Here is a 26,400-nt window from a genome sequence, read left to right as displayed (position 1 = left end):
ACAGCTCGCTCATCTAGTTCGACATTCTCAATATTCACATTTCATCTTGGAGATCCATCATCATGAACTTCCTTGACGGCCACCTGTATCCCGAGAACCAGCAGCCTCTGATCATCACGGCCGCTCCCTATGCGCCGGGCTGGATTCCCTCAGACTTTCCGGAAGATATCCCTGTCACAATGGAGGAGCAGATCCAGAAGGCGGTGGATTGCTACGAAGCCGGTGCCACCGTGCTGCATCTGCATGTGCGCGAACCCGATGGCAGGGGCAGCAAGCGCCTGTCCATGTTCAATGAGCTGATCGCCGGGGTGCGCAAGGCCGTGCCCGAGATGGTCATTCAGGTGGGTGGCTCGATCAGCTTTGCGCCCGAGGACGATGGCTCCGCAGCCAAATGGCTCTCCGACGACACGCGGCATATGCTGGCCGAACTCGATCCGAAGCCCGACCAGGTGACGGTGACCGTCAACACCACGCAGATGAATGTGACAGAGCATGCTGGTCTGGATGACTTCAAGGGGGTCTCGCGGGGATTCCCGCACCTCTATGCAACCTACAAGGACATGATCGTGCCTTCGAACCCTAGCTGGGTCGAGGAGCATATCCGGCGCCTGACAGCCGCCGGAATCCAAAGCGAGTTTCAGTGCTACAACATCAACAGCTTTGAAACGATTGAGCGGATGATTCGCCGCGGCGTCTACAAAGGGCCACTGGTGATGAACTGGGTGGCTATCAGCGGCGGCATGGATCAAGCGAACATCTACAACCTGGCCAACTTCCTGCGTGCCGCGCCCGACGGAGCGGTGATAACGGTGGAGAGTTCGGTGCTGAATGTGCTGCCCGTGAATATGATCGGCATGGCTTTGGGCCTGCATGTGCGGTGCGGCATCGAGGATGTGCTCTGGAACCAGACCCGCACGGGAAAGAGCACCTCCGTCGAGCAGATCAAGCAATTGGTGCGTATCGCCGGCGAATTTGGCCGCCCCATAGCGACGGCGAAACAGGCACGAGAGATCATGCAGATTGGGGTCTTCTACGGCACGGCGGAAGAGACGCTTCAGGCCAATGGTTTCGCCCCCAATCGTAACGGTGGCAACCAGGGATTTCTGCGCAAGCCCGCCTAAAGCGTCTCGGTAAGCATGACTGCCAACCGGGAGAGACCACAGTCAGCTTTCTCAAGCCGACTGTGGCAATCGTAATGATTGATACAGAACAGGAGACAACATGGCGAAAGTCGTTAAATTCTACGAAACGGGCGGCCCCGAGGTCCTTCGTCTTGAAGACGCTGAGGTTGGTGAACCGGGACCGGGAGAGGTCCGCGTTCGTCACGTGGCCGTGGGCCTGAACTTTGCCGACACCTACTTCCGTGGCGGCACTTACCAGGTTCCGCTGCCCAGCGGCGTCGGTAACGAGGCAGCCGGTGTGGTCGAGGCAGTTGGTGCCGGTGTGACCCAGCTGGCGGTCGGCGACCGTGTGACCTACACGGGCTTTGTCAACACGCTAGGCGCCTACAGCACTGAGCGGTTGATTTCTGCCGCGCTGCTGATCAAGCTGCCGGAGGCCATCAGTTGCGAAGCTGCGGCGGCCATGACCATGCGGGGCTTGTCCGCCTCCTACCTGGTGCGCCGGATCTACCCCTTCGTGGCAGGTGAGGCTGTGCTGCTGCATGCCGCGGCAGGCGGTGTTGGCCTGATCGTTTCGCAATGGGCCAAATTGCTCGGGCTGACGGTGATCGGCACGGTGTCGACGGATGCCAAGGCCGAAGTCGCGCGCGCCCACGGCTGTGATCACACGATCAACTACAGCCATGAGGATGTCGCCAAGCGCGTGCGGGAACTGACGGACGGCGTGGGCGTRTCCGTGGTTTTCGACAGCGTGGGCAAGGCCACCTTCATGTCCTCGCTGGACTCGCTCAAGCGCCGCGGCCTGATGGTCTGCGTCGGTACCGCCTCCGGCACAATCCCGCCGTTCGATCCGCAAATCCTGGCCCGCAAGGGCTCGCTCTACCTGACCCGCCCGGGCCTGGCCGACTACATTGCCGATCCGGCCGAAAAGGCGGAACTGATCGACGAGCTATTTGGCCACGTGGCGGCAGGGCGCATCCGCATCGAGATCAATCAGCGCTATGCCTTGGAGGACGCCGTGCAGGCACATCGGGACCTGGAGGCTCGAAAGACCACGGGCTCGTCCATTTTCGTGATTTGAAGGTTTCCCTCAGATCCGAGTGACGCCGCGTGGCTTAAGCCAGCCGGTTTGGGTACGCGTGCTCATGCCCGAGTACATGACGCCATGCAGCAATGCATGGTGTGCATTGCTGCATGGCCACGAGGACCATGCGTTTGGCGATGCGGGCTACACGGAAGTAGGGAAACGCGACACAAACCGGGCGGCTCCGTGGCCGTGGACGATGACGGCGTCGTTCACGTCTGCGATGGTCTTCGCGCCAAGCATGGCCATGTTTCGGTCGACCTCATCGCGCAAAAGTGTGATGGCGTGGCGTACGCCTTCGGCTCCCCCAACGGCCGCAGCGTAAATAAAAGGTCGCCCCAGGAAGACAAAGCGGGCTCCTAGTGCCAACGCTTTGAGCACATCACCGCCTCGCCGGATACCGCTGTCCATCATGACGGTTGTCTTGTGCGCGACGGCCTCACAAATCTCCGGCAATACTGCAAGCGGTTCCACGGCACCGTCCAATTGGCGCCCACCGTGATTCGAGACAATGATGCCGTCGGCGCCCAAGGCGACAGCGCGCTCGGCGTCGGACGTATGCAAAAGGCCTTTTATGACCAGGTTGCCGCGCCATCTTTGCCGGATTCGCTCGATATCCGTCCAACTCAGGTGATCGCGCCCCGTCGTGTCGCGAATGGCGGAGGCCGACAAGATCGGGGCGCCGCGAGACGCAAAAGAATTCTCAAAATGCGGCATCCCACTCGAGATGAGCGTTCTGGCGAACGTTCCAGCCAGCCAACGCGGCCGGGACATGCCATCGAGTGCCAAGCGCACGGATGGCCGCAAAGGCAAAGAGAAGCCAGTACGGACGTTATTCTCCCGGTTGGCCCAAACGGGAATATCAACCGTAAGGACAAGCGTAGCGAACCCGGCTGCTTCAATCCGCTCAATCAGAGCGTCTCTGCGAGTGGCGTCGCCTGGCAGGTACGCTTGAAACCACGTGCCTGGCGCGGCCGCATGAACGGCTTCCATTGGAATCAGGGACGTGCCGCTCATGATCGCGGGTATCCGCTCCTCGCGCGCCGTTTGCGCGAGGACCACGTCGCCGCGGTAAGCGGCAATCGCACTGATTCCAACGGGCGCCACGCCAAATGGAGACGCATAACGTTGCCCGAAGATCTCGGTCGCTTGCGACCTTCCCGACACATCGACAAGGACTTTGGGTCGGAACTTGACCTCGTCGAATGCCGTCTTGTTCGCGCCAAGCGATTTTCCATCCTCCGCGGCGCCGGCAATATAGCCAAAGATCGGGCGCGGCAGGCTCTTCTTTGCCGCGACTTCAAAATCGGCAAGCGAGAGGATCGGTCGTAGTCGTCGATGAATCTGACGGCTGGCGCCATAGGCAGGCTTGGCAGGCATTCCCGCACTGGGGACGGCTTGGCTTTCCGCAACTTCTGTTAGAGATGTCATCTTGATTTGAAGCGTCTATCAGGCCTAACCGCTGTCACTATCAGCCACGCCGGATCACATTGACAATCAGGCGAACGTGCCTCGCTGGCGCATCAGCTCACGGAACAGCGCCGCATGTTTCTCGAACGGCGCACGCCCGTGGAGGTAGAAGTAGTTGTTCAGTACAACCAGGTCGCCGACCGGCAGCGACACTTCCTTTGTTCCCGGCGAAGCCTCCATGGAAGTCGACAGGTCGTTGAGAAATGCAGCCTCCTCGCGATTGCGAGGCTGTACGAACTGATCGATGAAGGACATCGACAACCCAAAGGCGTTCTGGAAGAAGAGCGGGCGCTCGACCCTATCGCTGACATTCTTGGACCCCGGCGCCTTGTAGAGGAACGGCTGCGTCCCGAGACGGTGACTGACAAACCGGTCACGGTCTTCCCAATCGTCCAGATGCAAGAATCGGGACTCCCCGCCCTTTGCATTCTCTTCTGCGAACTTCATCATCAACAGCCAGTCCGTCGCTTCGGTAACGAAGGTGCCATCTGTGTGCATCGTGAAGAGTCGATAGGCTTGGCGCAAATACGAGTCGCTATCGTCCGTGTGCTTGACCACGAAGCGAGCGTAGTAAGTGCCCGACATCGCATCGTGATTGCCGGGGCCCAAGAGGTGCCCAATGGCAGTGCCGAAGCGAACGAAATCGTCGGCGTCAGTCGTCAGTCCCTGGAGGCCTACCGTAAAGCCACCGTGCTGCCGATCCTTCACAATGCCGTTGATGGCGGTCGCGAAGTCCTCGCCGACATGCTTCGCGAGTACGTCCGCGAGCCCGTAGCGCATGAAGGGGACATACTCAAGGTTTTGAACATCGACCTTGCGTGCGTCATGCAGGAAGCCAAGAACGGCGTCGCGCTCAACGGTCACATGCAGGATGCGGTGGTGATCTGGGTGGGCAGACACTTGGAAGCGGGACTCGTCATTGGTGGCAAGCACTGACGCAGGAAGCGGGGCATTCATTGGTAGCTCTCCGGGAGTTGTATGGTGCTATTTCATCTGGATTCTTTGATATGATCCAGATGGAAAGCAGTAATTTTTGTTCCGAAATTGAGATTAAAACGATGATTGATGTTCGCCAGTTGCAGTGCTTCGTCGCCGTGGCGGAAGAACTTCACTTTGCCAAGGCGGCAGATCGCTTAGGTCTCGCACAATCAGGGCTCAGCACCCAAATCCAACGCCTTGAACAAGATTTGGGCGTCACGCTCTTGAACCGCAACAAGAGGAAGCCRGTGTCACTTACCGACGCGGGGCACCTGTTTCATGCCGAAGCTGTCGCTGCGTTGCGGCACATTGAGCGGGCCGACCAGGTGGGACGCCTGGCTGCACGAGGGCTGGCTGGCGTCATCCGTGTCGGCTATGTGGCATCTGGCGCGAGCAGCGGCCTTTTGTCCACGATGCTGAGCGAGTTTCGGAAATCGCACGAGATGGTCCGGATCGAAGTCGTGCCAATGGATACGCCGAGGCAGCTAGAAGCGCTCAGCGATGGCCAGATTGATGTGGGCATTGTCAGGCCCAGGCGGCTCTATCCGGCTGGCGTTATCACGAAAGTCGTACAGACTGAGCGTCTGCTGGCAGCAATGACAGCAAGCCATCCTCTTGCAAGGCGAGGGACGGTCCCAGCGCGCGCATTAGCGGATCAATCGTTCATCGTCCCGCAGTTTACGGACGAGGAAGGCTTCGGGGATGCGCTATCCGCCCTGGGCAAAGCCGGAGGGTTCGCGCCTCATCTGGAATATCGTGTCCAGGATTTCATCTCCGCAATCTGCCTCGCGTCCGCGGGATACGGCGTGGCCATCGTGCCGGAGTCAATGCAGAATTTCTCCCAGCCAGGCATCTTCTACGCACAGATCGCCGATTTCAAATTCTCAGTGCACCTGGCGCTGGCGCATAGGCGCCGGGAAATATCCCCGGCGGTACGAGCCTTTGTGCAACTCGGAACTGAGGCTCTCAATGGCCGTGCATCGTAGACTCGGCAGTGCGCTCAGGCGCGTCGCGCTTCCGCGACATAACACCATCTACCAATGAAGAACACGGTGAAGGGCAGTATTGCCGCGAACGGTAGCCAGCGCAAGGCGACTTGAAGACCAACCGCGTCTGCTGCCATGCCGGTGATAAAGGGGCCTGCCGCGAGACCCAATATATTGTTAAACAGCGTCAGTGTGGCAAATGCCGAGCCGTGAATGGCGGGCGGCGTGGCCCCGGCAATGAGCGCGCTACATGTGCCGAACGAGCTGGCAAGGAAGAACACCCCGGGCGCAAGTAGCGCGAGTTGCAAGTTACCCGGTGGCAAGCGGAACGCAATCGCCAGCAGAGTGCCTAACACAAGGCAATAGCCAATGGCCATGTTCCACCTCTTGAGCGACGAATCCCCGCTGATCCGATCGGTCATCACACCGCATATGAGTTGGCCCAGGCCGCTGACAAGGACAAGGCCGGCCGCCAGTGTGGCTGCTTCGCTGACGGGCATGCCCCAGTAGCGATTCAGGTAGCTGGGCAGCCACACGAACAGCGTGCCTTGAACGAAGATCTGCAGGGCGCAACCGAGGTAGGCACAGAAGACGGAACGGGACGGAAACAGGCCGGAGAGGAACGCGTGCGGTGTCAGTTTCACATGCCCGTGCACCGGAGTCCCGTTTGCATTGTCCGGTTGTGCACTTGCGAGTTTTTTCTCGGTGACCACGAAGTAATAGATGATCACCAGCACAAAGCCAAAAATCGCCATCAGACCCATCGACCATCGCCAGCCAAAGTGTGTCGCGATGATGCCGGAAAGCGAAACACCGAGCACGGACCCAAACGCTGCGGCGGACGTAAAGCCGCCGGCGATGCTAGACCGCATATGCCTGGGGAAGATGCTCATGAGCATAGCGAATCCGACACTTCCGTAGGCAGCCTCGCCGACACCAACGAACAAGCGCGCGACGAGCATCTCGTGATAGGTGCTGGCGATGGCGCACCCGAGCGTGGCAACACTCCACACTGCCACCATCAGTGCAATGCTTTTGACGCGCCCCCAGCGGTCCGCGATGATGGAAAATGGGAGGGTCAGCACGCCGACGGTCAACGGCACCACGCTGCTAATCGAACCGAGCTGGGTATCGGAAATCTGCCACTGCAGTTTCAAGAGTGGAAACAAGGCGTTGATCGCCTGCCGCGACATGTAGTCGGACAGCAGCAGGCAAAACATCAATGCAAATACCACCCACGCGTAGGGTCGCGCACCAGTGGTAGCCGACGCCGACTCAGCCGGCATCGCGTTACTCGTAGACACGTTCAATTTCTGTCTCCTCAGGACTTCTAGCGTCGGATCATCTAGCGTGGCGCCACTTCGCGCTTTACCTTGCACGCCTTGAACTTGGCTATTTATGACAGTCATCCGCTGACGCGGGAGAGCCGTGGTCGGGGCTAGCCAGCACTCTCCGGATATCTGCGCAGGGTTTTCCCTTTGCTTGCGCGAGTTGGTAACAACTTGTCGTGAACGGTCAAGCCGGTTGACCCGGTGCGATTCGAGAATAGACGCACAAGTTTTTCTAAACACGCAAAGCATCGCAATCAAAAGGGGTAGACATGAAGAAGCAGACCAATCACTTAGGGTGGCGCGGTTGCGCCTTGGTAATCGGTGTTGGCCTCGCAGGGGGCATGTCCGTGGCCCAGGCCCAGGAGGCCTGGCCCAGCAGGCCGATCCGTCTGGTGGTGGCGGGGCCTGCCGGCGGCAGTGCCGATGCGTTGGCTCGGCTGCTCGCGCAAGGCCTGCAGCAAACATTGAGCAAGCCCGTCATCGTGGAAAACAAGGCTGGTGCCGCCGGTGCGCTGGCGATCAGCGATTTGCAGTCCAACGGCAAGGATGGCTATACCTTCCTGGTTATCCAGGGCGGTGTCGTGAGCGAAGCGCCGTTGGCCTACAAGGTCCATTACAAGCCTTTTACGGACCTGAAGCCCCTGGCCCAGATCAGTCGCACGGGGCTGGTGCTGGTTGCCAACAAGGATGTGCCCATTTCCAACCTGAAGCAGTTGGTGGACTATGGCAAGTCGCAAAAGGACGGCCTCGTTTTCGCTTCTTACGCTGCAGGATTGAAAGGCCACACCTCCGGCATACTGCTCGGGCAGCTCGCCCATGTGCCAATGCGGCATGTGGGCTACAAAGGCTCTCCTCCTGCGTTGAACGACCTGATGGGTGGTCATGTGCCCCTGATGTTCGATGGGGTGACTACCTCTTTGCCGCTGATCAAAGCGGGAAAGATCAAGGCGATTGCGTTGAACTATCCGACGCGGATTGCCGAATTGCCGGATGTACCGACCTTCAAGGAACTCGGTTACCCGCAACTGGCGCAAGCCGGGTGGTTCGCAGTGTGGTCTCGCCCAGATGTCGCTCCGGCAGTCCAGGAGAGAGTTCGCGAGATAACACTGGCGTATTTCAAGCAACCCGCGGTGCAGAGCCACATCAAGGACATGGGAATGGAGCAGGGGGGCGCCGCTACGCCGGAAGAGTTGATGGCGGACCTGAAGCAGGCATACCAGCAACAGTCCGCGCTGCTGAAGTCCATTAATTACCAGCCAGATTGATAAGAGATCATTCTGCGCAAACTCGCCATTGCCGTCCGAATGGGCTTTGCGCAGTCATTGGCCAGTGTATGCGGCATCGTCGTTCCGGCGAGCTCCCAATTGCCGGGGCAGGGGCCGATTCCCGCCGCATGGCCGGCCGGGTTACCTGCCGTTGCGGCGCGTCCGTCAGGTAAGCACGCGGATCGTGGGCGTCGAATGTGGTTGATCGTCCTTAGCGGGCGTTGCCGTCTTCAAATCCCACAGACTCGCTCTTTTTTCGGCCGGCGGCAGTCCGCGGCGGGTTCAGTCAGGAGAGTTCGCGAATGAACTCTTTGGCTTGCGGCCATTCGCCATAGCCTGAAGCGGGATTCAAATGCCCGACCTCGCCGAGTTCGACAAAGCGGCTGCCCCACGCCTTCGCCAGGCTACGGGCGCGATCGAGACGCGTCAGAGGATCGTTGCTGCTAGCCGCAACGATGCTCGGAAACGGCAACGTGCTGCGAGGGATCGGCAGCCAGCCGTGGTCGCTCAGCGTGGCGAGCGTCGGATAGCCTGCCGGCATGGACGTTTCGAGGTCCGCGGGCGCCGCGAGCAGTGCGCCAAGGATCTCGCCTGTGGCGCCTCGGGCTGCCAAATGGGCGACCATCATCGCGCCTGCGCTGTGCGCCACGATGATCACCGGCCCCTCGATGGTGGCCAACGCGCGATCGATTGCGTTGACGCGGGCGGCGCAACTCAGCTTGTCTTGCTCAAGCGGCGCGACGCTGACGACGCGAGGCAGCGTCGCCGCAAGGAGGGTTTGCCAGTGTTCCGGCACATGGTCACGCAGGCCAGGGACGATGAGAACGGTCGGTGCCGTAGAGGTCATGTCGATCTTTCAGTAAGGCGCGTCACCGATGATGGCGGTACGCTCCATCTTTCGGTGGCACGGTGGATAATCCATCACTGCGTAGTGCTGGGTTGAACGGTTGTCCCAGAACGCAACGCTGTTCTTCTTCCAGCGAAAACGCACTTGGTATTCGGGGATATTGGCCTGACTGACCAGGTAGCTAAGCAAATTGCCGGCACCCGGCGCCTTGTCCAGCCCGAAGCGCACGTTGGCCGGCACATTGAAATTCGTGAAGTGCGTCGTAAAGCTCCCATTGACGAACAGCACTTTCTCTCCGGTTTCGGGATGGATGCGTACAACCGGGTGCTCGGCGTCCGGGTACTGAGCCTTCAGTGCAAGACGCTTTTCGATCGGCATGGCGGCACCGAAGCTCGCCTCGATGCTGTGGCGCGCGCGCAATGTGGCGATCTTCGTCTTGATATCCTCGGGCAACTGGTTGTAAGCCTCGACCATGTTGACCCACATCGTGTCACCGCCCACAGGCGGGCATTCGATGCAGCGCAGCACACAGCCCATSGGMGGCYTKTCGCGCCARGTGGCRTCGGTRTGCCAGGARTTCTCGTTGCGYTCGGGMGGRCTGTCCGGSGTCTTRTARATCTGAACCAGTCCTGGGTAATCGGGATGGCTGCCTACCACCGGGTGGTCCTCCAGTTCACCGAAGCGGCGCGCAAAGGCCACGTGCTGCGCGCGCGTGATGTCCTGGTCGCGGAAGAACACCACGCGATGCTTTAGGAGCAGCGCCCGAATCTCCGCCATCTGTTGGTCGTCCTCGGCAGCCGCGCCAAGGTTGACGTTGCTGAGCTCCGCGCCGATCGTGCAAGTGATGGGCTCAACCCGGATCGAATTGCCCAGCGAGGTTGCGCGGACCACTGCGGGTGCCGCCTTGAGGCGTTGATTCATGTGCGTGTCTCCGATTGTCGGTTAGGCCGATCGATCCTTGCGAGTTTGGATGTCGCGGGTATCTCCCGCTTGACAGTACATGACAGGGATTTATCATTCCATGTCAATGTCCCACTCGTCTCTCTAATGTCGTCACTTGTCCGCGCCGCGGCCCTCACCAACTACAGCGAGGTCGCTCGAGCCGCCGGACTGGATCCGGTGCGGATGCTCCTTGACGCGGGGTTGAGTCCGAGCGTACTGAGCGAACCGGACATCATGATTCCGGTCGAGCGTGTCGGAAGGCTGCTTCAGGCGTCCGCAACCATGTCAGGCAACGAGAGTTTCGGACTGTGCATGGCCGAGTCGCGCCTTTTGTCCAATCTTGGGCCGGTAGGATTGCTGATCCGCGACCAGGCGACGCTACGCGACTCGCTTCGCATGCTGATGCGCTATCAAGCGTCGCTCAACAGTGCGTTGTCGCTGACGGTCGAGGAGTGCGATGGACTTGTCATTATTCGCGAGGTGGTAATGGCTGGCAGCGCACATCAACCCACGCGTCAAAGGGTTGAACTGGCGCTAGGGGTCATGGTGCGATTGATACGTCAACTCCACAAGCCCGACTGGGAGCCGCGACGCGTATGCTTTGAGCACCCGGCGCCGCGCGACCTGAGTACGCACCGACGGTTTTTTGGCCCTTGCGTCGAATTCGACTATGACTTCAACTGCATTATCTGCACGAGGGCCGATCTCGATGCACGCAACCCGTCCGCGGATCCGGCCATGGGGCGCTACGCACAGCAGTTGATAGACGCGTCTTCCATGTCGCACCAGGCGACAATGCCTGAGGACGTGCGGCGCATGATCCTGCTGCTGTTGCCTAGCGGGCGCTGCAGCATCGAACAGGTTGCGGAGCATCTGGGCGTGGTGTGCCGCACGGTCCAGCGCCGGCTGGCAGAACAGGAACAGAGCTTCTCGTCGATCGTGAACGACATCCGTACGGAACTCGCCATACGCCATGTCACCGAGAGCGATCGTCCGTTGACGGAGGTGGCGACCCTGCTTGGTTTTTCCGCGCCGAGCGGATTCTCGCGCTGGTATCACGCGCAATTTGGCTGCAGCCCCAAGGAAAGCAGGGCGGCACGCGGCACATTGCGCCGGCAGACGGCACCTTCACAGACGACCGGAGCATAACCCTAGCAGGGCTTAAGCCGCGTCAGGCCATCGCCAGCGGCAGCCGCTAAGTGAGCCGCCACCGGAGAGATCGAAGTCCTCGCAGCGGAGCCAACTCGGATTTGAATTTTATATTGTCGACAAAAATAAAAAGAAGTACCATGGAGCCGGCGCAGCTTTCCTGGTATGGCATCGGGAAAAGCAGCGCATGCTTGGTTACCAAGGAGGCAAGCTTCCGTGTTCTGCTCAGAAGAATCGCTGGCCATGCGCACAGCCTTGGACGAGAGAGGCATCACAGCGACAGACGATAAGCCAACAGGCAATGGTCCGTACCTCCGCCGGATGGGCTGGGTGATCTGCAAGGGATTTTGCTGGCTCGCCGAGCGGCTGTCCTATGCCACGGCAGCAATGCTGTTGACCGATCTGATTGTGTGGGAAAAGGACGGGTACATCGTGCGCAAATACCTGAACATCGATGCGCTTCCCGGATCCGACGAGCAGGCTCGGTAGCAGAACACGCAAGCTGCGGCCGGCGTCTTGCGCCGCTTTGCCGCGAGCGCGGTGGGTCCCGTTGGCTCTTGCGGTACCCGCAATCTGCCTGATTCTCCACGTGAGGTAAGATCCTGGGCGCTGCAAGCGGTGTCGTGCCGACCAAGGGCGGCACCCGACCCGTTCCCCAATCATCGGAAGGACTTACCATTCATGGGCAGGCTCAAGACTACCAACACGCCGGAATTGCAGTCGCTGCTTGCACCGCAAATACCGCAGAATCCGGTCACGCTGGCTGTCGAGCAGGCGCTTATGCATGGACGCGACTGGTCGGCATCAGTCGCTGACCAGATCGCGGTACGGCTGGCGGGCCTGATTACGATCGACGTGATCCACGCAGGCCAGCGCTTGCTGGAGAAAGACATCAGCGAGGTCCTGGCGGTCAGCCGCGCTCCTGTGCGCGAGGCCTTGCGCATTCTGGAGCGGGAGCGTTTGATTGAGTTCCGTCCCCGGCGCGGTGCCATCGTCACCGAGCCCAATGCCCAGGACCTGCGGGATATCTACGTCGTGCGGGACGCGCTGTTCGAGATCCTGCTCAGACAGTTGATGGAAGAGCGCGCGGACGCGCTGGAAGCATTGTTCGAGCAATTCATTCCGCAGTTCAGCAAGGCCGCCGAGGAATCGGTGGACGCCTATATCAGCGTGACCTTCCTGGCAAACATGGCCATGGCTGATCTGTCCAGCAACCGGCTGGTAGGGGAGGTGCTGAACTCTATCTCGCTGCGGGTCCTGCGCTATGTGCGGCTGGGGCTCGCATCCCATCCCGGCTCGCTGGAGAATTCCCTCAAGACCTGGCGTGCCCTGCAGCGCGCCGTAACCAAGCGGGACATCGAAGCGGTCTTGCAGACCGCGCACAAGCGCATCGGAAACTCCCGGGAAGCTGCAGTCCGTGCGCTGTCATCCGGCGTCCAGAAAGGCAAGGGCAGCGTTGTCGGCCGCAGCGCTGTGCTGGCGTAGGCCTTCTAAGCCCGCGCGGGCAAGACTGCCCGCCATGGCTCTCTAGTCATCCTCGTCTAGTCATCCTCGCTATCCGCAGGTAGCCAGCGAAGACCGCGATATCAGCTCGCGAGTATGGCTCCCGCCGGGAGACATCAGCACGGGTTAGCAGCGTCTCAAGAGCTGCGCTGCATCGCAAATGGGCTTTGCCCGAATCGAATTCCCCAGAACGACACCGGCTCTTCGGCACCGGCTAGACCGGCGGCTCAATCACCTGCTGCGCACGCGAGAGAGCGAGCCAAAGCACCTGCCGATGCGCGTCACCTCAGAATCTTCCAAAAACTTAAGCGTGGCAGTGACCGCGGGTTCGCCCCAGCGCCGCGCCAAGGCCAGCGCCGCGCGCCCGACTGCGCTGGCTATCCCGCCGCTGTCATCGCACGCGCTCTCGATGTGCGACGCGTTTCAGTCAGTATTATTCATGTCGACAAAAACTATTTCCGGCTGATATCATGGTCCACACCCGAGGCTGGAATAGGGCGTTGATCGGTAGGGGAAGCTGCTGAAGCGCGCCGGCCGTGATCGAACGTTTCGTGGCACTGAGATCTCTCGCGGCGATGGTCGGCTTATGGACAGCCGGGCACGACATGGAGAAGGACAAACGTCGACAACAACCCGGGCGCTGGTGGCGTGATCGGCATCAATTCGGTCGTGAGGGCGTCTGCAGATGGCTATGCGGAGCTCTACGAACGCTTCGTTCGCTGTGATTGCGCCAGGGGTGTAAAAAAACCTAGAGGAGAAGAGACAATGGGATCATTCAGCAAGAGGAGCAAGTTTAATAGTGCGCTCATCGCTGCGGGCGTCATCTGCACTGGCGGCGCCCATGCGCAGAGCAGCGTGACGCTATATGGCGTGGTGGATATGAACGTCGAGTTTGCCAGCCACGTCGGCACCGTGCCAAGCGCAGCCAACAAGTTCAATGCGGGCCCGTCCAACAATGCGTACCGCATGGACTCTGGCGGCCTGTCTGGATCGCGTTGGGGCTTGCGCGGCGTGGAAGATCTCGGCAACGGGCTGAAATCCATTTTTGTCTTGGAAAGCGGCTTTAACCTGGATACCGGCACGTCGCAGCAGGGTGGCCGCCTGTTCGGTCGCCAAGCTTACGTGGGCATGCAAAGCTCGCAGTATGGCCAACTGACTTTTGGCCGGCAGTACACCTCGATGTTCGAAGGCCTCGCGAACTTTGTACCGGCAGCCTTTGCCACCCAGTATGAACCGATCGTGATGCTGACCGGCGCGAACTTCCGCGAGGACAACACTGTCAAGTACACCGGTCGGTTCGGCCCGGTCACCGCACTGGCGCACTGGTCCTTCGGTACCGGCCTGGCATTGCCGACGACGGTGGCCAATGGCCCGCTTCTAGGTGGTAACGGCGAAGTCCCGGGCCAGTTCCGTCGCGATACCGCCTATGGTGCGGCCTTGACCTACATTTCCGGCCCTGTCGGCGTGGCTGTCGCTTACGACCAGTTCAACCCCACCATTTCGAACCCCTTGAACGCTGCTGTCCTCGGGAGCGGAAGCTTCAAGAAGGCAACGATCGCGGCAAGCTATGCGTTTGGCCAGGCAAAGATCATGGGCGGCTACCGCTGGGGTCAGAACAAGGACCAGAATGGCAGCCTGCTTGAACGCGACGACCTCTACTGGATCGGCGCCAACTACCAGGTGACGCCGGCGCTTGGCCTGACGCTCGAATACAACTATGACCACGTCAAGCGCTTTTTCGCGAACACATCGACCCCGAACCCATGGCAAGTTGCTTTCATCGCCGATTACGCCCTCTCCAAGCGGACTGACGTCTACTTGACCACGGCATATGCAAAAAACGCCGGCCTGGGGCTGGATTCCGCGATGATCGCCTACGCGAACAGCCTTTCCCTTGGCAATAGCTACACACTTGCCAGCGGCCAAAGCAACATGCTCGGTGTCGCCGCAGGTATTCGCCACAAGTTCTGAGAGACGGCTTGAAGATTCGCTGCAGAGGTGTTCCGAAAGCGGGATGTCGAAAGAAGAACACCGAGAGCGGCAGGCAAGCATGGCGGGCAAGACGAGACCATGCGCGAGCGATCTGACAGACGTGGGGCGAGCAGCAATGGAAGGCCTGCTGCCCGAGCCCGGGCAGCGAGGGCGGCGCACAATCCCTTGGCTGCGTGCACCGTGAGCGGCGCGTTGCCTGCGATGCGGCCCACATACAATCGAGCGAGCAAAGCTTGCGGTTTCCTGCTACGCGCCTGGGGTTCGAGTCCGCCCCGGCGCCACTCAGGGCGGTAACAGCGCGGCGCGGGCGGCGGCGAGAACCTCGCGATTCAAACCTTCGAGCAACCCCGACGCCGCCCGTGCGTGTTGCCAGTGAAGCGGTACATCAAGCGGGGTGTTCGGCACCAACTCGACGAGCGAACCGTCCTCGAGATGAGGGGCGATCAGTGCCTCCGGATGCAAGCCCCAGCCCATGCCAGCCAATGCCGCGGTCACAAAGGCGTGGGACGAAGGCAGCGTGTGCCGGGGAAGCTCCACGTGCCGATGGCACAAACGCCGCGCCCACCGCGCCTGCAACTCGTCTTTGGTGTTGAACACTAGGCTGGGTGCCAGCGCCAGGCTGCCAGCGCCCACTCCATCGCCGAAATGGCGTTGGCTGAAAGCCGGGCTGGCGGCCGCCAGGTAGCGCATGGAGCCCAGCGGATGGCTGTTGCAGCCAGCGGCAGGACGGGCTGTGGCCGTTACGGCGGCGAGCACTGCGCCGCTGCGCAGCCACTCCGTAGTGTGGTCCTGGTCATCCACGGCCACCTCCATCAGCACGGGACTTTCTGCAGCGAAGGCGGCGATGGCCGGCGCGACCCAGGTGGCCAGGCTGTCGGCATTCACCGCAATGGGCAGCGCTACCCGTGCCATGCCCTCCGGGGCAAGCGCTGGCAGAGCCCCTTGCAATTCCTGCTCGAGCAGCCGCACACGGTCAATGTGTTGGCAAAGCCGGCGGCCCGTCTCCGTGGCCCGGCAGGGCTGATCGCGCACCACCAGCGCGCAGCCTACGCGTTCCTCCAGCACCCGAACGCGCTGCGAAATTGCCGATGGCGTCACATGGAGAGCGCGGGCTGCACGCTCGAAGCTACCCTCCCGAACCACGGCAGCCAAGGCAGATAGGGCAGAGTAGTCAAGCATCAGATAAGTTTGGCTAAATCGAATGAAGAAAAGGTAGTTTGTCTTCATCCGTCAATGCAGGCAAGCTGGATGCATGAATACTTCGCTTGCCTTATCCGTTTCCCTCCAAGGCCTGGCCCTGAGCCTGGGGCTCATCGTGGCCATCGGCGCACAGAATGCATTCGTACTGCGCCAGGGCCTGCGTCGTGAGCATGTGGGCAGCGTGGTGCTGTTGTGCGCCATGGCGGACGCGTTGCTGATTGCAGCGGGTGTCATGGGCATGGCCCAGGCACTGGGGGAGCGCCCCGGGCTCGCGCGTGTCCTGGCGCTGGCCGGTGCCGTCTTCCTGGCGATATATGGATGGCAGGCACTGCGCCGTGCGCGGCATGCTCACCAATTGAAAGCACCTGACGGTGAGAAGGGTCTCAGCAAGGGTGCCGCGTTGGCACAGGCGGCGGCGTTCACGCTGCTCAATCCCCATGTTTATCTGGATACGGTGCTGCTGGTGGGCAGCATCGGTGCCCAGCAACCGGTGGCGCTGCGAGGCTGGTTTGTGGCGGGCGCCAGTTTTGCCAGCCTATTCTGGTTCGGGCTTCTGGGCTTTGGCGCGCGCTGGCTGGCGCCGTGGTTCGCCCGGCCGAGGGCTTGGCAGGTGCTGGATGGTCTCATCGGGACGACTATGTTCGTGTTGTCCGCTCTGCTGGTGCGTCACGTATTCCAAGGGGTGTGAGGTGCTTCCAGGTGCGTCGAATAGGCGACATCTCATGGTTGCGTTTTTCAGCATTCGCCGTGGTGCTCGGTACGTACTATCACCTAATGCTGCTCTGCGTCATTTTATTTGCTACAATTAGGGAAAACCCGATGAGGGTTATCCCTGAAAGGAAGAAAGCCATGAACACCCAATCCGACATCAAGATGACCGACCAACTCGAACGCGAACTGATCGAACGCGAACTGGGTCCCCGCAGCCCGGCCTTCGTCGACGACGTGAAGAGCGCCATCGCCGCCGTGCAATCCGTGCTGGGCCGCCTTCAGAACCAGGCACGCAAGGCAAAGATCGTCTTCGCGAACGGCTGATCGCCCGAGCACCGACATCAAGATTCAAGAGTGAATGCTGCCGTAGTACGTCGTAGTTAACTGTTGTAGTTTGTTGTTGATGTATGTAGTTTTGGTTTGACGGCTTAAATGCTGCCCGTCGCGGAGATGCGCTAACGCATCTGTCCTGGCGAGGGACAGCAGGCACCTGTCAAACCGGCGCGGAACGCTTTCGCGCGGCAAAACCGGCCAACGCGTCGCTCCGAGGAGCGCAGCGCCTTTTGGCCGGTTTTTTTATTTCAGCACCGCGCACGGTGTAGAAGCCCAACAGCTCGGGTGCCGCACGATTGTCGGGAAATACGCGGGCGCCCTGCGGGCGTCAGACAAGGATTCCTGGAAGGTTCAGCCTGCGCTCACCAGCAAGGTCTTGGGTTCCAAGTACGCGCTCATGCCCCAGCGGCCCATTTCGCGCCCCAGCCCCGAATGCTTGAAGCCGCCGAAGGGCGCGCGCGGCTCGTTGGCCAGGGTGTTGACGAGCACGCGGCCCGCATCGATCTGGCGCGCCACACGTTCGCAGCTTTCCGGGTTTGTGCCCAGCACCAGGGCGCTCAGGCCATAGCGCGTGTCGTTGGCAATGGCGATCGCATCGGCTTCGTCCTCGTAGGGGATGATGGTCAGCACGGGGCCGAAGATTTCCTCGCGCGCGATGCGCATCTGGTTGTTGGCACGGGTAAAGAGCGTGGGCTTCACGAACCATCCGGCGTGCAGGCCATCGGGGCGGCCTTCACCGCCTGCCAGCAAGGTCGCACCTTCTTCCTGCCCGAGGTGGATGTAGTTCTGCACCCGCTCCCATTGCTTCTTGCTCACCATCGGGCCGATGTCGGTGTCGGCCTGGCGCGGGTCGCCGGATTGGACATGAGAGACAGCTACTTTCGCGATCTGCTCGAATTCGGTCAGGCGGCTGCGCGGCACGAGGATGCGCGTGCCGGCGATGCAGGCTTGGCCGCTGTTCATGAACCCTGCTTGGAGCACGAGCGGCATGATGGCGGTGAAGTCTGCGTCATCGAGTACCACGGTGGGCGACTTGCCGCCCAGCTCCAGTGTCACGCGCTTCATCGTGGCGGCGCCCGTGGTCACCAGGTGCTGGCCCACGGCGGACGAGCCCGTGAACGAGATCTTGGCGATGCCGGGGTTGCGCGCGATCTCCTCGCCGACCACTTCGCCGCGGCCGTTGACGATGTTGAACACGCCTGGGGGCAGATCGGCTTCGTGCAGTGCTTCGGCCACGATCTGCGTCTGCAGCGCGCTCATCTCGCTGGGCTTGATGACGGCGGTGCAACCGGCTGCCAGCGCGGTGGCCAGCTTGTTGCAGATGAACCCCGCATTGCTGTTCCATGGCGTGATCAGGCCCGCGACGCCCACAGGCGTCTGGATTACCGTGGCCGCGCCTACCTTTTCCTCGAACGCGAAGGACTCCAGTGTGTCGATCGCCTGGGCAATGACGTCGGCAGGATACGTTGCCATCCACTGCCCGCGTACTGAGGGTGCGCCGTATTCCATCAGGATGGCCTCCATCAGCGCGTCTTTGCGCGCGGCCACGGCCCGGTACATGCGCTGCAGGGCCGCAATGCGCTCCGCGCGCGTGGTGCGTGACCAGGCCGGGAATGCAGCCTGTGCTGCCGCGATGGCGCGCTGCGCGTCCTGCGCATCGCCCAGCCGCACCTGGCCGATGACTTCCTCGGTACTCGGGTTGTGGAGGTCGAACCATTCCTGGCCGTGTGGCGTGACGAATTCGCCGTTGATGTAGATGTGCTCAATGCGTTGCATGGTGGCTCCTTGGGGATCGATGCAACGAAGTTTAGGAATGGTTTATTGTTCTGATAAGCCGTCTTGAGGCTGATGAGGTATCCGTAAATTCAGGACAATACATGCACAGAACAGGAATGACCGAGCTGGAAGTGGTTCTGGCCGTCGCGCGCCGCAACAGCTTTCGCGGCGCGGCGCAGGAGCTGGGCATGTCCACCACCGCCGTGAGCAGCGCCGTGGCCGGGCCGGAGGCACGCCTGAAGGTGCGGCTGTTCAACCGCTCGACGCGCAGCGTGGCGCTTACCGATGCCGGGCGACGCTATGTGGAGCGGATTGCGCCGGCACTGGCCGAAATCCAAAGCGCGGGCGAAGAAGCCGGCACCGGCCCCGACGCGCCGAGCGGTACGCTGCGCATCAACGCGCCGCAGGGCGCGGCATCCCTGCTGTTGGAGCCGCTCTTCCTGCAATACGCGCAGCGCTATCCCGAGGTACGCATCGACATCGTGAGCGAGTCGCGCATGATCGACATCGTGGCCGAAGGCTTCGATGCGGGCATCCGCCTCGCCGAATCCGTGCCGCAGGACATGATCGCCGTGCCGCTCTCGCGCGACATCCGCATGCTCGTGGTGGCAACTCCAGAGTACCTGGCGCGCCACGGCACCCCCAGGCACCCGCGCGACCTGCTCCAGCACCAGAGCATCGGCATGCGCATGTCGCACGGCGGCATCTATCACTGGGAGCTGGCAAAAGGCGGCCAGAAGCTGCAAATGGATCTGCCCGTGCGCCTAGCGCTGAACGAGCTGCCGGCCATCAAGCAGGCGGTGCTGCTCGGGCTGGGTACGGGCTTCATCTCCGAGTGGTTCATCGAAGAAGAGCTGAAGGCCGGCGCGCTGGTGCCGGTGCTGGTGCCGTGGTGCCCGTCGTTCGGCGGGCTGAGGATGTACTACTCAGGCCACCGTTTCGTGCCTGCGCGGGTGCGTGCGCTCATCAGCTTGGTTCATGAGCTGGGCTTGGCCGGGGTGCCGTCGCGAGGAGTTCAAGCAGGCTGATTTGAGCGTGTCGCTGTGTCGTCGCGCGTGCAGTGCGTGTGCATCCGCACCGCACTTCACACTGCCTCCGGCGCAGCCGTCCTGCGCATCCTTGTGAGATCGGCTCACAAGCCTTGCGAGTCATTTTCCTTTTGCGGGCGCACCGGATCGCGCTATCGTGAGAGCCCCCTGTGCTTTCTCCCGGTCTTCCCGTGCCCACCATCTCCCCCCGCTTGCTGCTCTGCCTGCTGATTACCTACCTGGTCTGGGGCACGACTTATCTCGCCATCCGTTTCACCCTGGAGAGCTTTCCGCCGTTCCTGATGATGGGCTCGCGTTTTCTCTGCGCCGGCTTGTTGCTGGCGCTGTGGCTGCGCTATCGCGGCGCCGCCATGCCGACCTTGCGCCAGCTGCGCAATTGCGGGGTGCTGGCTGGTTTCCTGCTGGTCGGCGGGATGGGGCTGACGGCGGTCGCGGAGCAGACCATCTCGTCCGGGGCGACCACCGTGATGATTGGCGCGATGCCGATCTTTGGCTTGTTCTGGGGAATTTGCTTTGGCGCGCGGCCGCGCTGGTACGAAGTGCTGGCCATTGCGCTGGGCAGCGCGGGCATCCTGGTGCTGACCGGCGGCGCGGAGTTTCGCGCGAGTGCCACGGGCGTCATGGCTTTGCTGGTGGCCACCGGCAGCTGGTCGTTCGGTTCGCAGATCGCCAGGCGCCTGGATTTGCCGCAGGGCGCGGTGGCGTTTGCCGCCGAGATGCTGCTGGGCGGGGCAATCTTGCTGATCCTGTCTGTTGCGTTCGGCGAGTCCTGGCCGCGGACGGTCAGCAGCCAGGCGTGGTGGGCGTGGGTCTACCTGGTGGTGGCTGGGTCGCTGGTGGCGTTTTCCGCCTATATGTACCTGGTGGCAAACGTCTCGCCGACGGTTTCCTCAAGCTATGTCTACGTGAACCCGCCGGTGGCGCTGGCCGTGGGCGCGTGGCTGGGCAGCGAGCAGATCGCGCCGCAGACGTTTGGTGCGGTGGCGCTGATCCTGGGGGCCGCTCGCATGCCAGAACTCAGGGCTCAGGATTCAGGGCTCGGACTGTTCCTCGATCCACATCGATAGCCGCGCCTTGTACGCCTGCTGGATGTGCCGGCGCGTGATTTGCTCGGCCAGCGCGGGGTCGCGTTGCTCCAGGGCTTCCACTAGCGCGATGTGATCTTCGTAGGAGACCCGGGCGCGTCCCGGCAGCGCCAGCGTGGTGCGTCCCAGCAGTGCCATCGACTCGTGCAGCGAGCGCAAGGTCTTGAGCAGGTAGCGGTTGTGCGCGCAGCGGTGCAGCGTTTCGTGGAAGAGCCGGTTGTTGGCGGCGAGCTTGTCGGGCTGGTCGGCGATGGCCAGGTCGCGCTGGACGATGTCGCGCAGCAGCGAGATTTCCACATCGGTAGCGCGGCGCGCTGCGAGCGCGGCGGCGGTGCCTTCCAGCACCTCGCGCATGACATAGAGCTCGCTCACCATGCTGGCGTCGAGCTGGGTCACCATCATGCCCCGGTTAGGCTCGTTGACGACCAGGCCTTCGGATTCCAGCCGCGACAGCGCTTCGCGCACCGGCGTGCGCGACAGCCCCAGCGAGGCAGCTAGCTCCACTTCGCGCAGGCGGGTACCGGAGGGCAGTTGCCCGGCCTGGATCGCGTTGCGCAGGTGCTGATAGGCCCGCTCGGCGCGGGGCAGCGAGGCGTCGGGGCCGGTGCCGGCCGCGCCGGCTGGATCTGCGGAAATCATTGGGCGGGTGGGATCCCGTTGTGATTGTTCGTTGTTGTGCATTGTCGTGCGTTGATCTGCGTCGCACATGATACCCGCTCCAGGCTCGGCAACATCACGCCTGCACTATGTCGGTTACCGGTAGCGCGGGCCGCAATCGAGATGGTGCCGGCTGCCTGCCGGGCCTCCGGTTCCATGTTGGCGTGTGCCGGATTGGGCATGTGGCAGGTCCAGGGCGGCGGCAGATTGAGGTTGTATTCGGTCTTTGTGGAATATAGTATGTGATATATCAAGACATGCATCCATAAAACAACCGGGAGACGACATCATGAAAGTGTGTATCTATGGCGCCGGCGCCATCGGCGGCTATCTCGGCGTCCAGCTGGCAATGGCGGGCGCCGAGGTCAGCCTGGTCGCACGTGGCGCCCACCTGGCCGCCATGCGCGCCAACGGCCTGCGGCTGCTGAGCGAGGGCGAGGAGAGGGTGGCCAAGGTCAATTGCACCGACGACCCGGCCACGCTGGGGCCGCAGGACTATGTGTTCATCACCCTGAAAGCGCATTCCGTGCCGGGCGTGGTGGACCTGATGCAGCCGTTGCTTGGTCCCAGGACGGCGGTGGTGACGGGCGTCAACGGCATCCCTTACTGGTACTTCCATCAGCACGGCGGCCCGCTCGCGGGCACCAGGCTGGAAAGCGTCGACCCGGGCGGGCGCCAGTGGCGCGGCCTGGGGCCGGAGCGGGCGATCGGCTGTGTGCTCTATCCCGCCGCCGAGATCGCCGCGCCCGGCGTGATCCGCCATGTCTATGGCAAGAAATTCCCGCTGGGCGAGCCCGACGGCAGCAAGTCGGCGCGTGTGAGCCACCTGAGCGAAATGATGGTGGCCGGCGGCCTGGAGGCACCCATCCGCGACAATATCCGCGACGAGATCTGGCTCAAGTTGTGGGGCAACCTGTGCTTCAACCCGATCAGCGCGCTCACGCATGCCACGCTGGATATCATCACTGCCGATCCGGCCACCCGTGGGCTATCGCGCGCAATGATGCTGGAAGCGCAAGCGATTGCGGAACGCTTTGGCGTGCGGTTCCGGGTTGATGTGGAGCGCCGCATCGACGGTGCCGGCGCGGTTGGGGCCCACAAGACTTCCATGCTGCAGGACCTGGAGGCAGGGCGGGCCATGGAGATCGACCCCCTGCTGACGGTGGTGCAGGAAATGGGCCGGTTGGTGGAGCAGCCCACGCCGATGGTGGACGCGGTGCTGGGCCTGATCAAGCAGCGTGAACGGATGGCGCAGGCGGCTTGAGCGCGGATGCCGGGCCGGTCGGGAAGAAAGGATGGCGCCGGCCGGTTTCGGCGGCGCACCATCTGATATACCATATACGTAAAACCGCCACCCTGGCAGCCGATTTATATCAATTGTGCATTTTCCTATGCATTCAGCTCATGCAATGGCTGCTTTTGGTAAGCTAAGCGGGAAGCCGCAGGCGACCGTCCCGTCCGCCGCGGCGCTGGTTTCAACAAGAGCCCATTCATGTCTGCGCAAACTCAATCCGCGGTCCAGCCTGCTGCACTGACCCTGTCCCTCCAACCCATCAACGCCGGTGCCAGCCTGCGCGACCAGGCATACGCCATGCTGCGCCAGGCCATTGCCGACGCCGACATCTATCAGTCGACCGAGGAAATCCGGCTGGACGAGCGAGTCCTGAGCGAGGCGCTGGGCGTGAGCCGCACCCCGATCCGCGAAGCCATGACGCTGCTGGAGCAGGAAGGTTTCCTGCGCACCGTGCCGCGCCGCGGCATCTACATCATGCGCAAGACCAAGCGTGAGATCGTCGAGATGATCCAGGTGTGGGCCGCGCTCGAGAGCATGGCCGCGCGCCTGGCCACGCTGAACGCCAGCGACCAGGAGATCGCGCAACTGCGCCATATGTTCGACAGCTTCCGCGATGCCACGCCGGCCGAGCATATCGAGGAATACTCCGACGCGAACATCGCCTTCCACCAGGCGATCGTGCAGTTGTCGAAGTCGCAGATCATCATGGATTCGATCAAGAACATCTTTATCCATGTGCGCGCCATCCGGAAGATGACGATCTCGCAAAGCGATCGTGCTTCGCGCTCCATCGTCGATCACCTGCGCATCATCGAGGCGCTGGAAAAACGCGACACCGAACTGGCCGAGAAGCTGGTGCGCCAGCATTCGCTGGATCTGGCTGACTATGTCGAGAAGAACTGCGACTTCCTGGATTGAAGGCTGAAACCTGAGGTGCCTGCCTCTGGCAATAAAGAACGGCGGACATCGTCCTGGCCGTTAACAAAATCTGCCCCGATTCTTACATTCGAAAGAAATTCCTTTCTCCGCAACGCCCCCTCCGAGGGGGCGAATCCACTGGAGCGGCTGGGGGGCTGCGCGATGGTGCGTAGATTTTCGTCTAAGGAAAGTAGATAGTTATTCATGTAGCTATGTTGGTGTGCTACGAATTGCAATTCTCTTGATCCTCCCGCGCGCACGAATCGTTCGAGTCACTTGAAGGTTACTAGCGGACCGCAGCGCTGCGCTACCTCTCGCCACAGAAACAATGAGCGTTGTTTGTGTAGGCATAGAGAACGCCGCGCGAAGATTGCGACGGCGTGTACGCCTTAGCCCATCTCCCGACTTCCTGTGCCGCGTCAGGGACCGTAACGCCTGGTCGACACGACTCTATGCGGGGACGCCATGGAAGATGAAAAAGACGGACGAACCCCACAGCGAATACCGAGGCACCTGTGGGCGATGTTGCGAGCGCGGGTTAGCGAATGGTTCATTGGGGGCGTCCTCCTGGCAATCACCGGCTTCGCGCCGCAGGAATTCATCGCTCAACTGATCCGCTATATTGCGGCGCCAGAGAGGGTGGAGCATTTGTCGCGCTTGGCGCTCGATGCCCGGCCGGCGATTGTCTTTGTTGGAATCGCGATCATTGTGGCTGATGCGCTGTATCGGAACCGGCACCGGCCGGTCACTGCTGTCCCAGGAGGGCCGCCGCTCACTGAGGATGGAGCGGGGCGTTTGCAACCTAACGGCAGGGCGCTGGTGGAAAGCGAACCGAGTGAACCGGAAGCATTACCACTCCCAAATAACTCATGGCTATCGGAGGGGCGAGTGATACTGGTCGTGCTTCCGTTCGAAAGTCTCGGTGGCGGCGGCAAATATGATTACTTCAGTGAGGGCTTAACCGAGGATATGATCACCCAACTTGCCCGGCTCAGCCCGGAGCGCCTGGGTGTCATCGCCCGGACTTCGGCGATGCGCTACAAATCCACGACCAAGACCATTCATCAGATTGGCCAAGACCTCGGGGTTTCCCACGTGCTTGAGGGAAGCGTCCGGCGTGCCGGAGATCGGGTACGGGTTGCGGCGCAGCTCATCCGGGTAAGCGACGAAACGCACCTTTGGGCCGAGACCTACGAGGGGAACCGACATGACATCCTGGCACTCCAGATCGAGGTAGCCAAGGCAATTGCCCGCGAAATTGAGATCAAGCTCACGCCGCACGAGCAAGGGCGTTTAGACCGTACTCCTGCCATTGATGCGCAGGCGCACGAGGCGTATCTCAAGGGGCGTCACTTCTGGTCCAAGCGCACCGAAGAAGGAATGCGAAAGAGCATTGAGTATTTTCAGCTCGCTATTGGACACCAGCCGAACTTTGCGGCCGCCTATGATGGAGTGGCCGATGCCTACACGATGCTTGCATGTCGCGGCGTGAGCCCTGCGCGCGAAACGTTTCATAAAGCAAAGATGGCGGCCAGGAAAGCGCTGCAGATTGAGCCCGATTTGGGTGAGGCTTATGCGTCACTGGCCCATGTGCGTTTGCACGATTGGGATTGGGTCGATCTGGAACAGGATTTTCTGCGCGCCATTGAACTGAATCCAGGACACGCGATCGCCTATTATTGGTACGCGGAATATCTCATGATGGCAGGCAGAGCCGAAGAAGCCATTGCCAGGGTCAGGCAGTCCCAACAGATGGATCCGTTGAATTCAGTGCTGAATTCATCTGTTGCCATCATCTTGTACCTTGCTCGGCGATACGATCAGGCACGGGAAGAACTTCGTAAAGCCCTGGAAATCGATCCAAACCATTTTCTGCTTCACCTCAGGCTGGGATTGGTCTACCAGCAACAGAAGTTGTTCCATGACGCAATCGAGGAGATGCAGAAGGCTGTAACGCTTTCCGGGAGGAGCACAGAGGCGCTGACGGGGCTGGCCCAGACCTACGCTGCCGCCGACATGAGAGCGGCCATGCAGCAAATCGTGGATGCGCTGGAGACGGAATCCGAAAAGCACTACGTCCACCCCTACAACATGGCGAAAGTGTTTGGTTCGCTCGGGGACAAAGAGCAGACCCTCGGCTGGCTGGAAAAAGCCTACGATGAGCACAGTCCTGACTTCATTGAGCTCAGAACAGAACCTACCTTCGACAGCGCTCGCTTCGATCCCAGATTCTCTGCGCTGGTATCCCGCGTCGGGTTCAACCAGATCTGAAGGACGAGGCTCTGTGATGGGCGGGGTCGGGAACCGCCAGCCAGAGCCGCTGAATCTCCTTCGGGCGGCCCCCTTTCGGCGAGCGATTGATTCAGTGCTTGCGGGTTTCCCCTCAATTCTGGGCGCGGATCGCGGTGAGACAATCCAGCCGTATCGCACGAATTATGCATCGTAGCGATCCAATGCTCGCAGACCAACCGAAGGGAGATGAATATGCATCGCTTTGTCGCTCCTTCCGCTGTCCCAATCGCTTTTGCCTGTGGCTACCTTACTGCCCATACGGGACTGTCGCCGGCCCACGCGCAAATCCCGCCCGCCACATTGGCGCCGCAGATCATCAACTTGGTCGCCATGAGCAATGAAGACATCGGACCGCAGGTTCCCAATATGGGCACGCTACGTACGAAAGGGCTGGTGGCGACGCCACAAGGGACCGTT

Annotated in this window: 22 protein-coding genes and 2 pseudogenes; 16 read left to right on the top strand and 8 right to left on the bottom strand. The window is 61.3% G+C overall.

The genetic code is table 11. The features are described from left to right. Positions 1-62: 62 nt before the first annotated feature. Both AB4061_RS30295 and AB4061_RS30290 read left to right on the top strand, forming a co-directional pair. Entirely contained in the window at positions 63-1,121 is a 1,059-nt protein-coding gene (locus AB4061_RS30295; protein ID WP_441639904.1) for a 3-keto-5-aminohexanoate cleavage protein, read from the top strand. A 100-nt stretch (positions 1,122-1,221) separates the two neighbouring features. Next, the gene (locus AB4061_RS30290; protein WP_441639903.1) at positions 1,222-2,202 is read left to right on the top strand and encodes a quinone oxidoreductase family protein; all 981 of its coding nucleotides are present in this window, start codon (positions 1,222-1,224) and stop codon (positions 2,200-2,202) included. Positions 2,203-2,418: 216 nt separating this feature from the next. On the opposite strand, the pseudogene AB4061_RS30285 reads toward AB4061_RS30290, so the two are convergent. Then, positions 2,419-3,585: pseudogene (locus tag AB4061_RS30285) on the bottom strand (alpha-hydroxy acid oxidase); the annotation flags it as partial. 117 nt (positions 3,586-3,702) lie between these two features. After that, positions 3,703-4,632, bottom strand: coding sequence for a glutarate dioxygenase GlaH (glaH, locus tag AB4061_RS30280; RefSeq protein ID WP_441639902.1), 930 nt, complete (start codon positions 4,630-4,632; stop codon positions 3,703-3,705). A 50-nt stretch (positions 4,633-4,682) separates the two neighbouring features. Here glaH and AB4061_RS30275 point away from each other — a divergent pair, with 50 nt between their 5' ends. Next, complete coding sequence (locus tag AB4061_RS30275) at positions 4,683-5,639, top strand: LysR substrate-binding domain-containing protein (protein WP_441639901.1); 957 nt, start codon at positions 4,683-4,685, stop codon at positions 5,637-5,639. Positions 5,640-5,653: 14 nt separating this feature from the next. Here the strand turns inward: AB4061_RS30275 and AB4061_RS30270 are convergent, their stop codons facing one another. Next, complete coding sequence (locus AB4061_RS30270; protein ID WP_441639943.1) at positions 5,654-6,925, bottom strand: MFS transporter; 1,272 nt, start codon at positions 6,923-6,925, stop codon at positions 5,654-5,656. A gap of 314 nt (positions 6,926-7,239) precedes the next feature. On the opposite strand from AB4061_RS30270, the gene AB4061_RS30265 reads away from it, so the two are divergent. Then, positions 7,240-8,235 (top strand): Bug family tripartite tricarboxylate transporter substrate binding protein, encoded by a 996-nt coding sequence (locus AB4061_RS30265; protein ID WP_441639900.1) that lies wholly within the window; start codon positions 7,240-7,242, stop codon positions 8,233-8,235. A gap of 286 nt (positions 8,236-8,521) precedes the next feature. Here AB4061_RS30265 and AB4061_RS30260 read toward each other — a convergent pair whose 3' ends face one another. Together AB4061_RS30260 and AB4061_RS30255 are read right to left on the bottom strand one after the other, a co-directional pair. Next, entirely contained in the window at positions 8,522-9,082 is a 561-nt protein-coding gene (locus tag AB4061_RS30260) for an RBBP9/YdeN family alpha/beta hydrolase (protein ID WP_441639899.1), read from the bottom strand. Positions 9,083-9,091: 9 nt separating this feature from the next. After that, a complete protein-coding gene (locus tag AB4061_RS30255; protein ID WP_441639898.1) occupies positions 9,092-10,003 on the bottom strand; it encodes a TauD/TfdA dioxygenase family protein in 912 nt (303 codons plus the stop codon). Positions 10,004-10,129: 126 nt separating this feature from the next. Between AB4061_RS30255 and AB4061_RS30250 the strand changes: the two genes are divergently transcribed. The 4 genes from AB4061_RS30250 to AB4061_RS30235 all read left to right on the top strand — a co-directional run bounded on the left by AB4061_RS30250 (position 10,130) and on the right by AB4061_RS30235 (position 14,647). Further along, on the top strand, positions 10,130-11,173 hold the full coding sequence (locus AB4061_RS30250; protein WP_441639897.1) for an AraC family transcriptional regulator: 1,044 nt from the start codon (positions 10,130-10,132) through the stop codon (positions 11,171-11,173). Between the two features lie 216 nt (positions 11,174-11,389). After that, positions 11,390-11,662 (top strand): hypothetical protein, encoded by a 273-nt coding sequence (locus AB4061_RS30245; protein ID WP_441639896.1) that lies wholly within the window; start codon positions 11,390-11,392, stop codon positions 11,660-11,662. A gap of 192 nt (positions 11,663-11,854) precedes the next feature. Then, entirely contained in the window at positions 11,855-12,658 is an 804-nt protein-coding gene (locus AB4061_RS30240; protein WP_441639895.1) for a GntR family transcriptional regulator, read from the top strand. A gap of 783 nt (positions 12,659-13,441) precedes the next feature. Further along, the gene (locus tag AB4061_RS30235; RefSeq protein WP_441639894.1) at positions 13,442-14,647 is read left to right on the top strand and encodes a porin; all 1,206 of its coding nucleotides are present in this window, start codon (positions 13,442-13,444) and stop codon (positions 14,645-14,647) included. Between the two features lie 303 nt (positions 14,648-14,950). Here AB4061_RS30235 and AB4061_RS30230 read toward each other — a convergent pair whose 3' ends face one another. Further along, entirely contained in the window at positions 14,951-15,847 is an 897-nt protein-coding gene (locus tag AB4061_RS30230; protein ID WP_441639942.1) for a LysR family transcriptional regulator ArgP, read from the bottom strand. A 73-nt stretch (positions 15,848-15,920) separates the two neighbouring features. Here AB4061_RS30230 and AB4061_RS30225 point away from each other — a divergent pair, with 73 nt between their 5' ends. Continuing rightward, positions 15,921-16,556, top strand: coding sequence for a LysE/ArgO family amino acid transporter (locus tag AB4061_RS30225; RefSeq protein ID WP_441639893.1), 636 nt, complete (start codon positions 15,921-15,923; stop codon positions 16,554-16,556). Positions 16,557-16,717: 161 nt separating this feature from the next. Continuing rightward, on the top strand, positions 16,718-16,903 hold the full coding sequence (locus tag AB4061_RS30220; RefSeq protein WP_150986638.1) for a hypothetical protein: 186 nt from the start codon (positions 16,718-16,720) through the stop codon (positions 16,901-16,903). Positions 16,904-17,263: 360 nt separating this feature from the next. Here the strand turns inward: AB4061_RS30220 and AB4061_RS30215 are convergent, their stop codons facing one another. Further along, a complete protein-coding gene (locus AB4061_RS30215; RefSeq protein WP_441639892.1) occupies positions 17,264-18,688 on the bottom strand; it encodes an aldehyde dehydrogenase family protein in 1,425 nt (474 codons plus the stop codon). Positions 18,689-18,789: 101 nt separating this feature from the next. Between AB4061_RS30215 and AB4061_RS30210 the strand changes: the two genes are divergently transcribed. Both AB4061_RS30210 and AB4061_RS30205 read left to right on the top strand, forming a co-directional pair. Further along, positions 18,790-19,716: a LysR family transcriptional regulator gene (locus tag AB4061_RS30210; protein ID WP_441639891.1), complete on the top strand. Its 927-nt coding sequence runs from the start codon at positions 18,790-18,792 to the stop codon at positions 19,714-19,716. 200 nt (positions 19,717-19,916) lie between these two features. Further along, a complete protein-coding gene (locus AB4061_RS30205) occupies positions 19,917-20,804 on the top strand; it encodes an EamA family transporter (protein ID WP_441639941.1) in 888 nt (295 codons plus the stop codon). Here the strand turns inward: AB4061_RS30205 and AB4061_RS30200 are convergent. Further along, positions 20,769-21,461, bottom strand: a complete 693-nt coding sequence (locus tag AB4061_RS30200) for a GntR family transcriptional regulator (protein ID WP_441639890.1) — start codon at positions 21,459-21,461, stop codon at positions 20,769-20,771. The two genes, AB4061_RS30205 and AB4061_RS30200, sit on opposite strands and share 36 nt — an antisense overlap. Before the next feature lie 307 nt (positions 21,462-21,768). Between AB4061_RS30200 and AB4061_RS30195 the strand changes: the two genes are divergently transcribed. The 4 genes and pseudogenes from AB4061_RS30195 to AB4061_RS30180 form a co-directional block, all read left to right on the top strand. Next, positions 21,769-22,743, top strand: coding sequence for a 2-dehydropantoate 2-reductase (locus AB4061_RS30195; protein WP_441639889.1), 975 nt, complete (start codon positions 21,769-21,771; stop codon positions 22,741-22,743). A 228-nt stretch (positions 22,744-22,971) separates the two neighbouring features. Beyond that, positions 22,972-23,691, top strand: coding sequence for a GntR family transcriptional regulator (locus AB4061_RS30190; RefSeq protein WP_183034614.1), 720 nt, complete (start codon positions 22,972-22,974; stop codon positions 23,689-23,691). A 465-nt stretch (positions 23,692-24,156) separates the two neighbouring features. Then, complete coding sequence (locus tag AB4061_RS30185) at positions 24,157-25,962, top strand: tetratricopeptide repeat protein (protein WP_441639888.1); 1,806 nt, start codon at positions 24,157-24,159, stop codon at positions 25,960-25,962. Positions 25,963-26,175: 213 nt separating this feature from the next. Then, positions 26,176-26,400: pseudogene (locus AB4061_RS30180) on the top strand (cupin); the annotation flags it as partial.

The sequence above is a fragment of the Cupriavidus sp. YAF13 genome (assembly GCF_052113425.1).
In the GTDB taxonomy this organism is placed as follows: domain Bacteria; phylum Pseudomonadota; class Gammaproteobacteria; order Burkholderiales; family Burkholderiaceae; genus Cupriavidus.
Note: the sequence above shows the minus strand (reverse complement) of the source record. Positions and strands in the feature narration are given on the sequence as shown.

Excerpts from the sequence above, each read along its gene's own strand:
- AB4061_RS30295 (WP_441639904.1), top strand. The coding sequence starts at position 63 with ATGAACTTCCTTGACGGCCACCTGTATCCCGAGAACCAGCAGCCTCTG.
- glaH (WP_441639902.1), bottom strand. The coding sequence starts at position 4,632 with ATGAATGCCCCGCTTCCTGCGTCAGTGCTTGCCACCAATGACGAGTCC.
- AB4061_RS30270 (WP_441639943.1), bottom strand. The coding sequence starts at position 6,925 with ATGCCGGCTGAGTCGGCGTCGGCTACCACTGGTGCGCGACCCTACGCG.
- AB4061_RS30265 (WP_441639900.1), top strand. The coding sequence starts at position 7,240 with ATGAAGAAGCAGACCAATCACTTAGGGTGGCGCGGTTGCGCCTTGGTA.
- AB4061_RS30260 (WP_441639899.1), bottom strand. The coding sequence starts at position 9,082 with ATGACCTCTACGGCACCGACCGTTCTCATCGTCCCTGGCCTGCGTGAC.
- AB4061_RS30250 (WP_441639897.1), top strand. The coding sequence starts at position 10,130 with ATGTCGTCACTTGTCCGCGCCGCGGCCCTCACCAACTACAGCGAGGTC.
- AB4061_RS30240 (WP_441639895.1), top strand. The coding sequence starts at position 11,855 with ATGGGCAGGCTCAAGACTACCAACACGCCGGAATTGCAGTCGCTGCTT.
- AB4061_RS30235 (WP_441639894.1), top strand. The coding sequence starts at position 13,442 with ATGGGATCATTCAGCAAGAGGAGCAAGTTTAATAGTGCGCTCATCGCT.
- AB4061_RS30230 (WP_441639942.1), bottom strand. The coding sequence starts at position 15,847 with ATGCTTGACTACTCTGCCCTATCTGCCTTGGCTGCCGTGGTTCGGGAG.
- AB4061_RS30225 (WP_441639893.1), top strand. The coding sequence starts at position 15,921 with ATGAATACTTCGCTTGCCTTATCCGTTTCCCTCCAAGGCCTGGCCCTG.
- AB4061_RS30220 (WP_150986638.1), top strand. The coding sequence starts at position 16,718 with ATGAACACCCAATCCGACATCAAGATGACCGACCAACTCGAACGCGAA.
- AB4061_RS30215 (WP_441639892.1), bottom strand. The coding sequence starts at position 18,688 with ATGCAACGCATTGAGCACATCTACATCAACGGCGAATTCGTCACGCCA.
- AB4061_RS30210 (WP_441639891.1), top strand. The coding sequence starts at position 18,790 with ATGCACAGAACAGGAATGACCGAGCTGGAAGTGGTTCTGGCCGTCGCG.
- AB4061_RS30200 (WP_441639890.1), bottom strand. The coding sequence starts at position 21,461 with ATGATTTCCGCAGATCCAGCCGGCGCGGCCGGCACCGGCCCCGACGCC.
- AB4061_RS30195 (WP_441639889.1), top strand. The coding sequence starts at position 21,769 with ATGAAAGTGTGTATCTATGGCGCCGGCGCCATCGGCGGCTATCTCGGC.
- AB4061_RS30190 (WP_183034614.1), top strand. The coding sequence starts at position 22,972 with ATGTCTGCGCAAACTCAATCCGCGGTCCAGCCTGCTGCACTGACCCTG.
- AB4061_RS30185 (WP_441639888.1), top strand. The coding sequence starts at position 24,157 with ATGGAAGATGAAAAAGACGGACGAACCCCACAGCGAATACCGAGGCAC.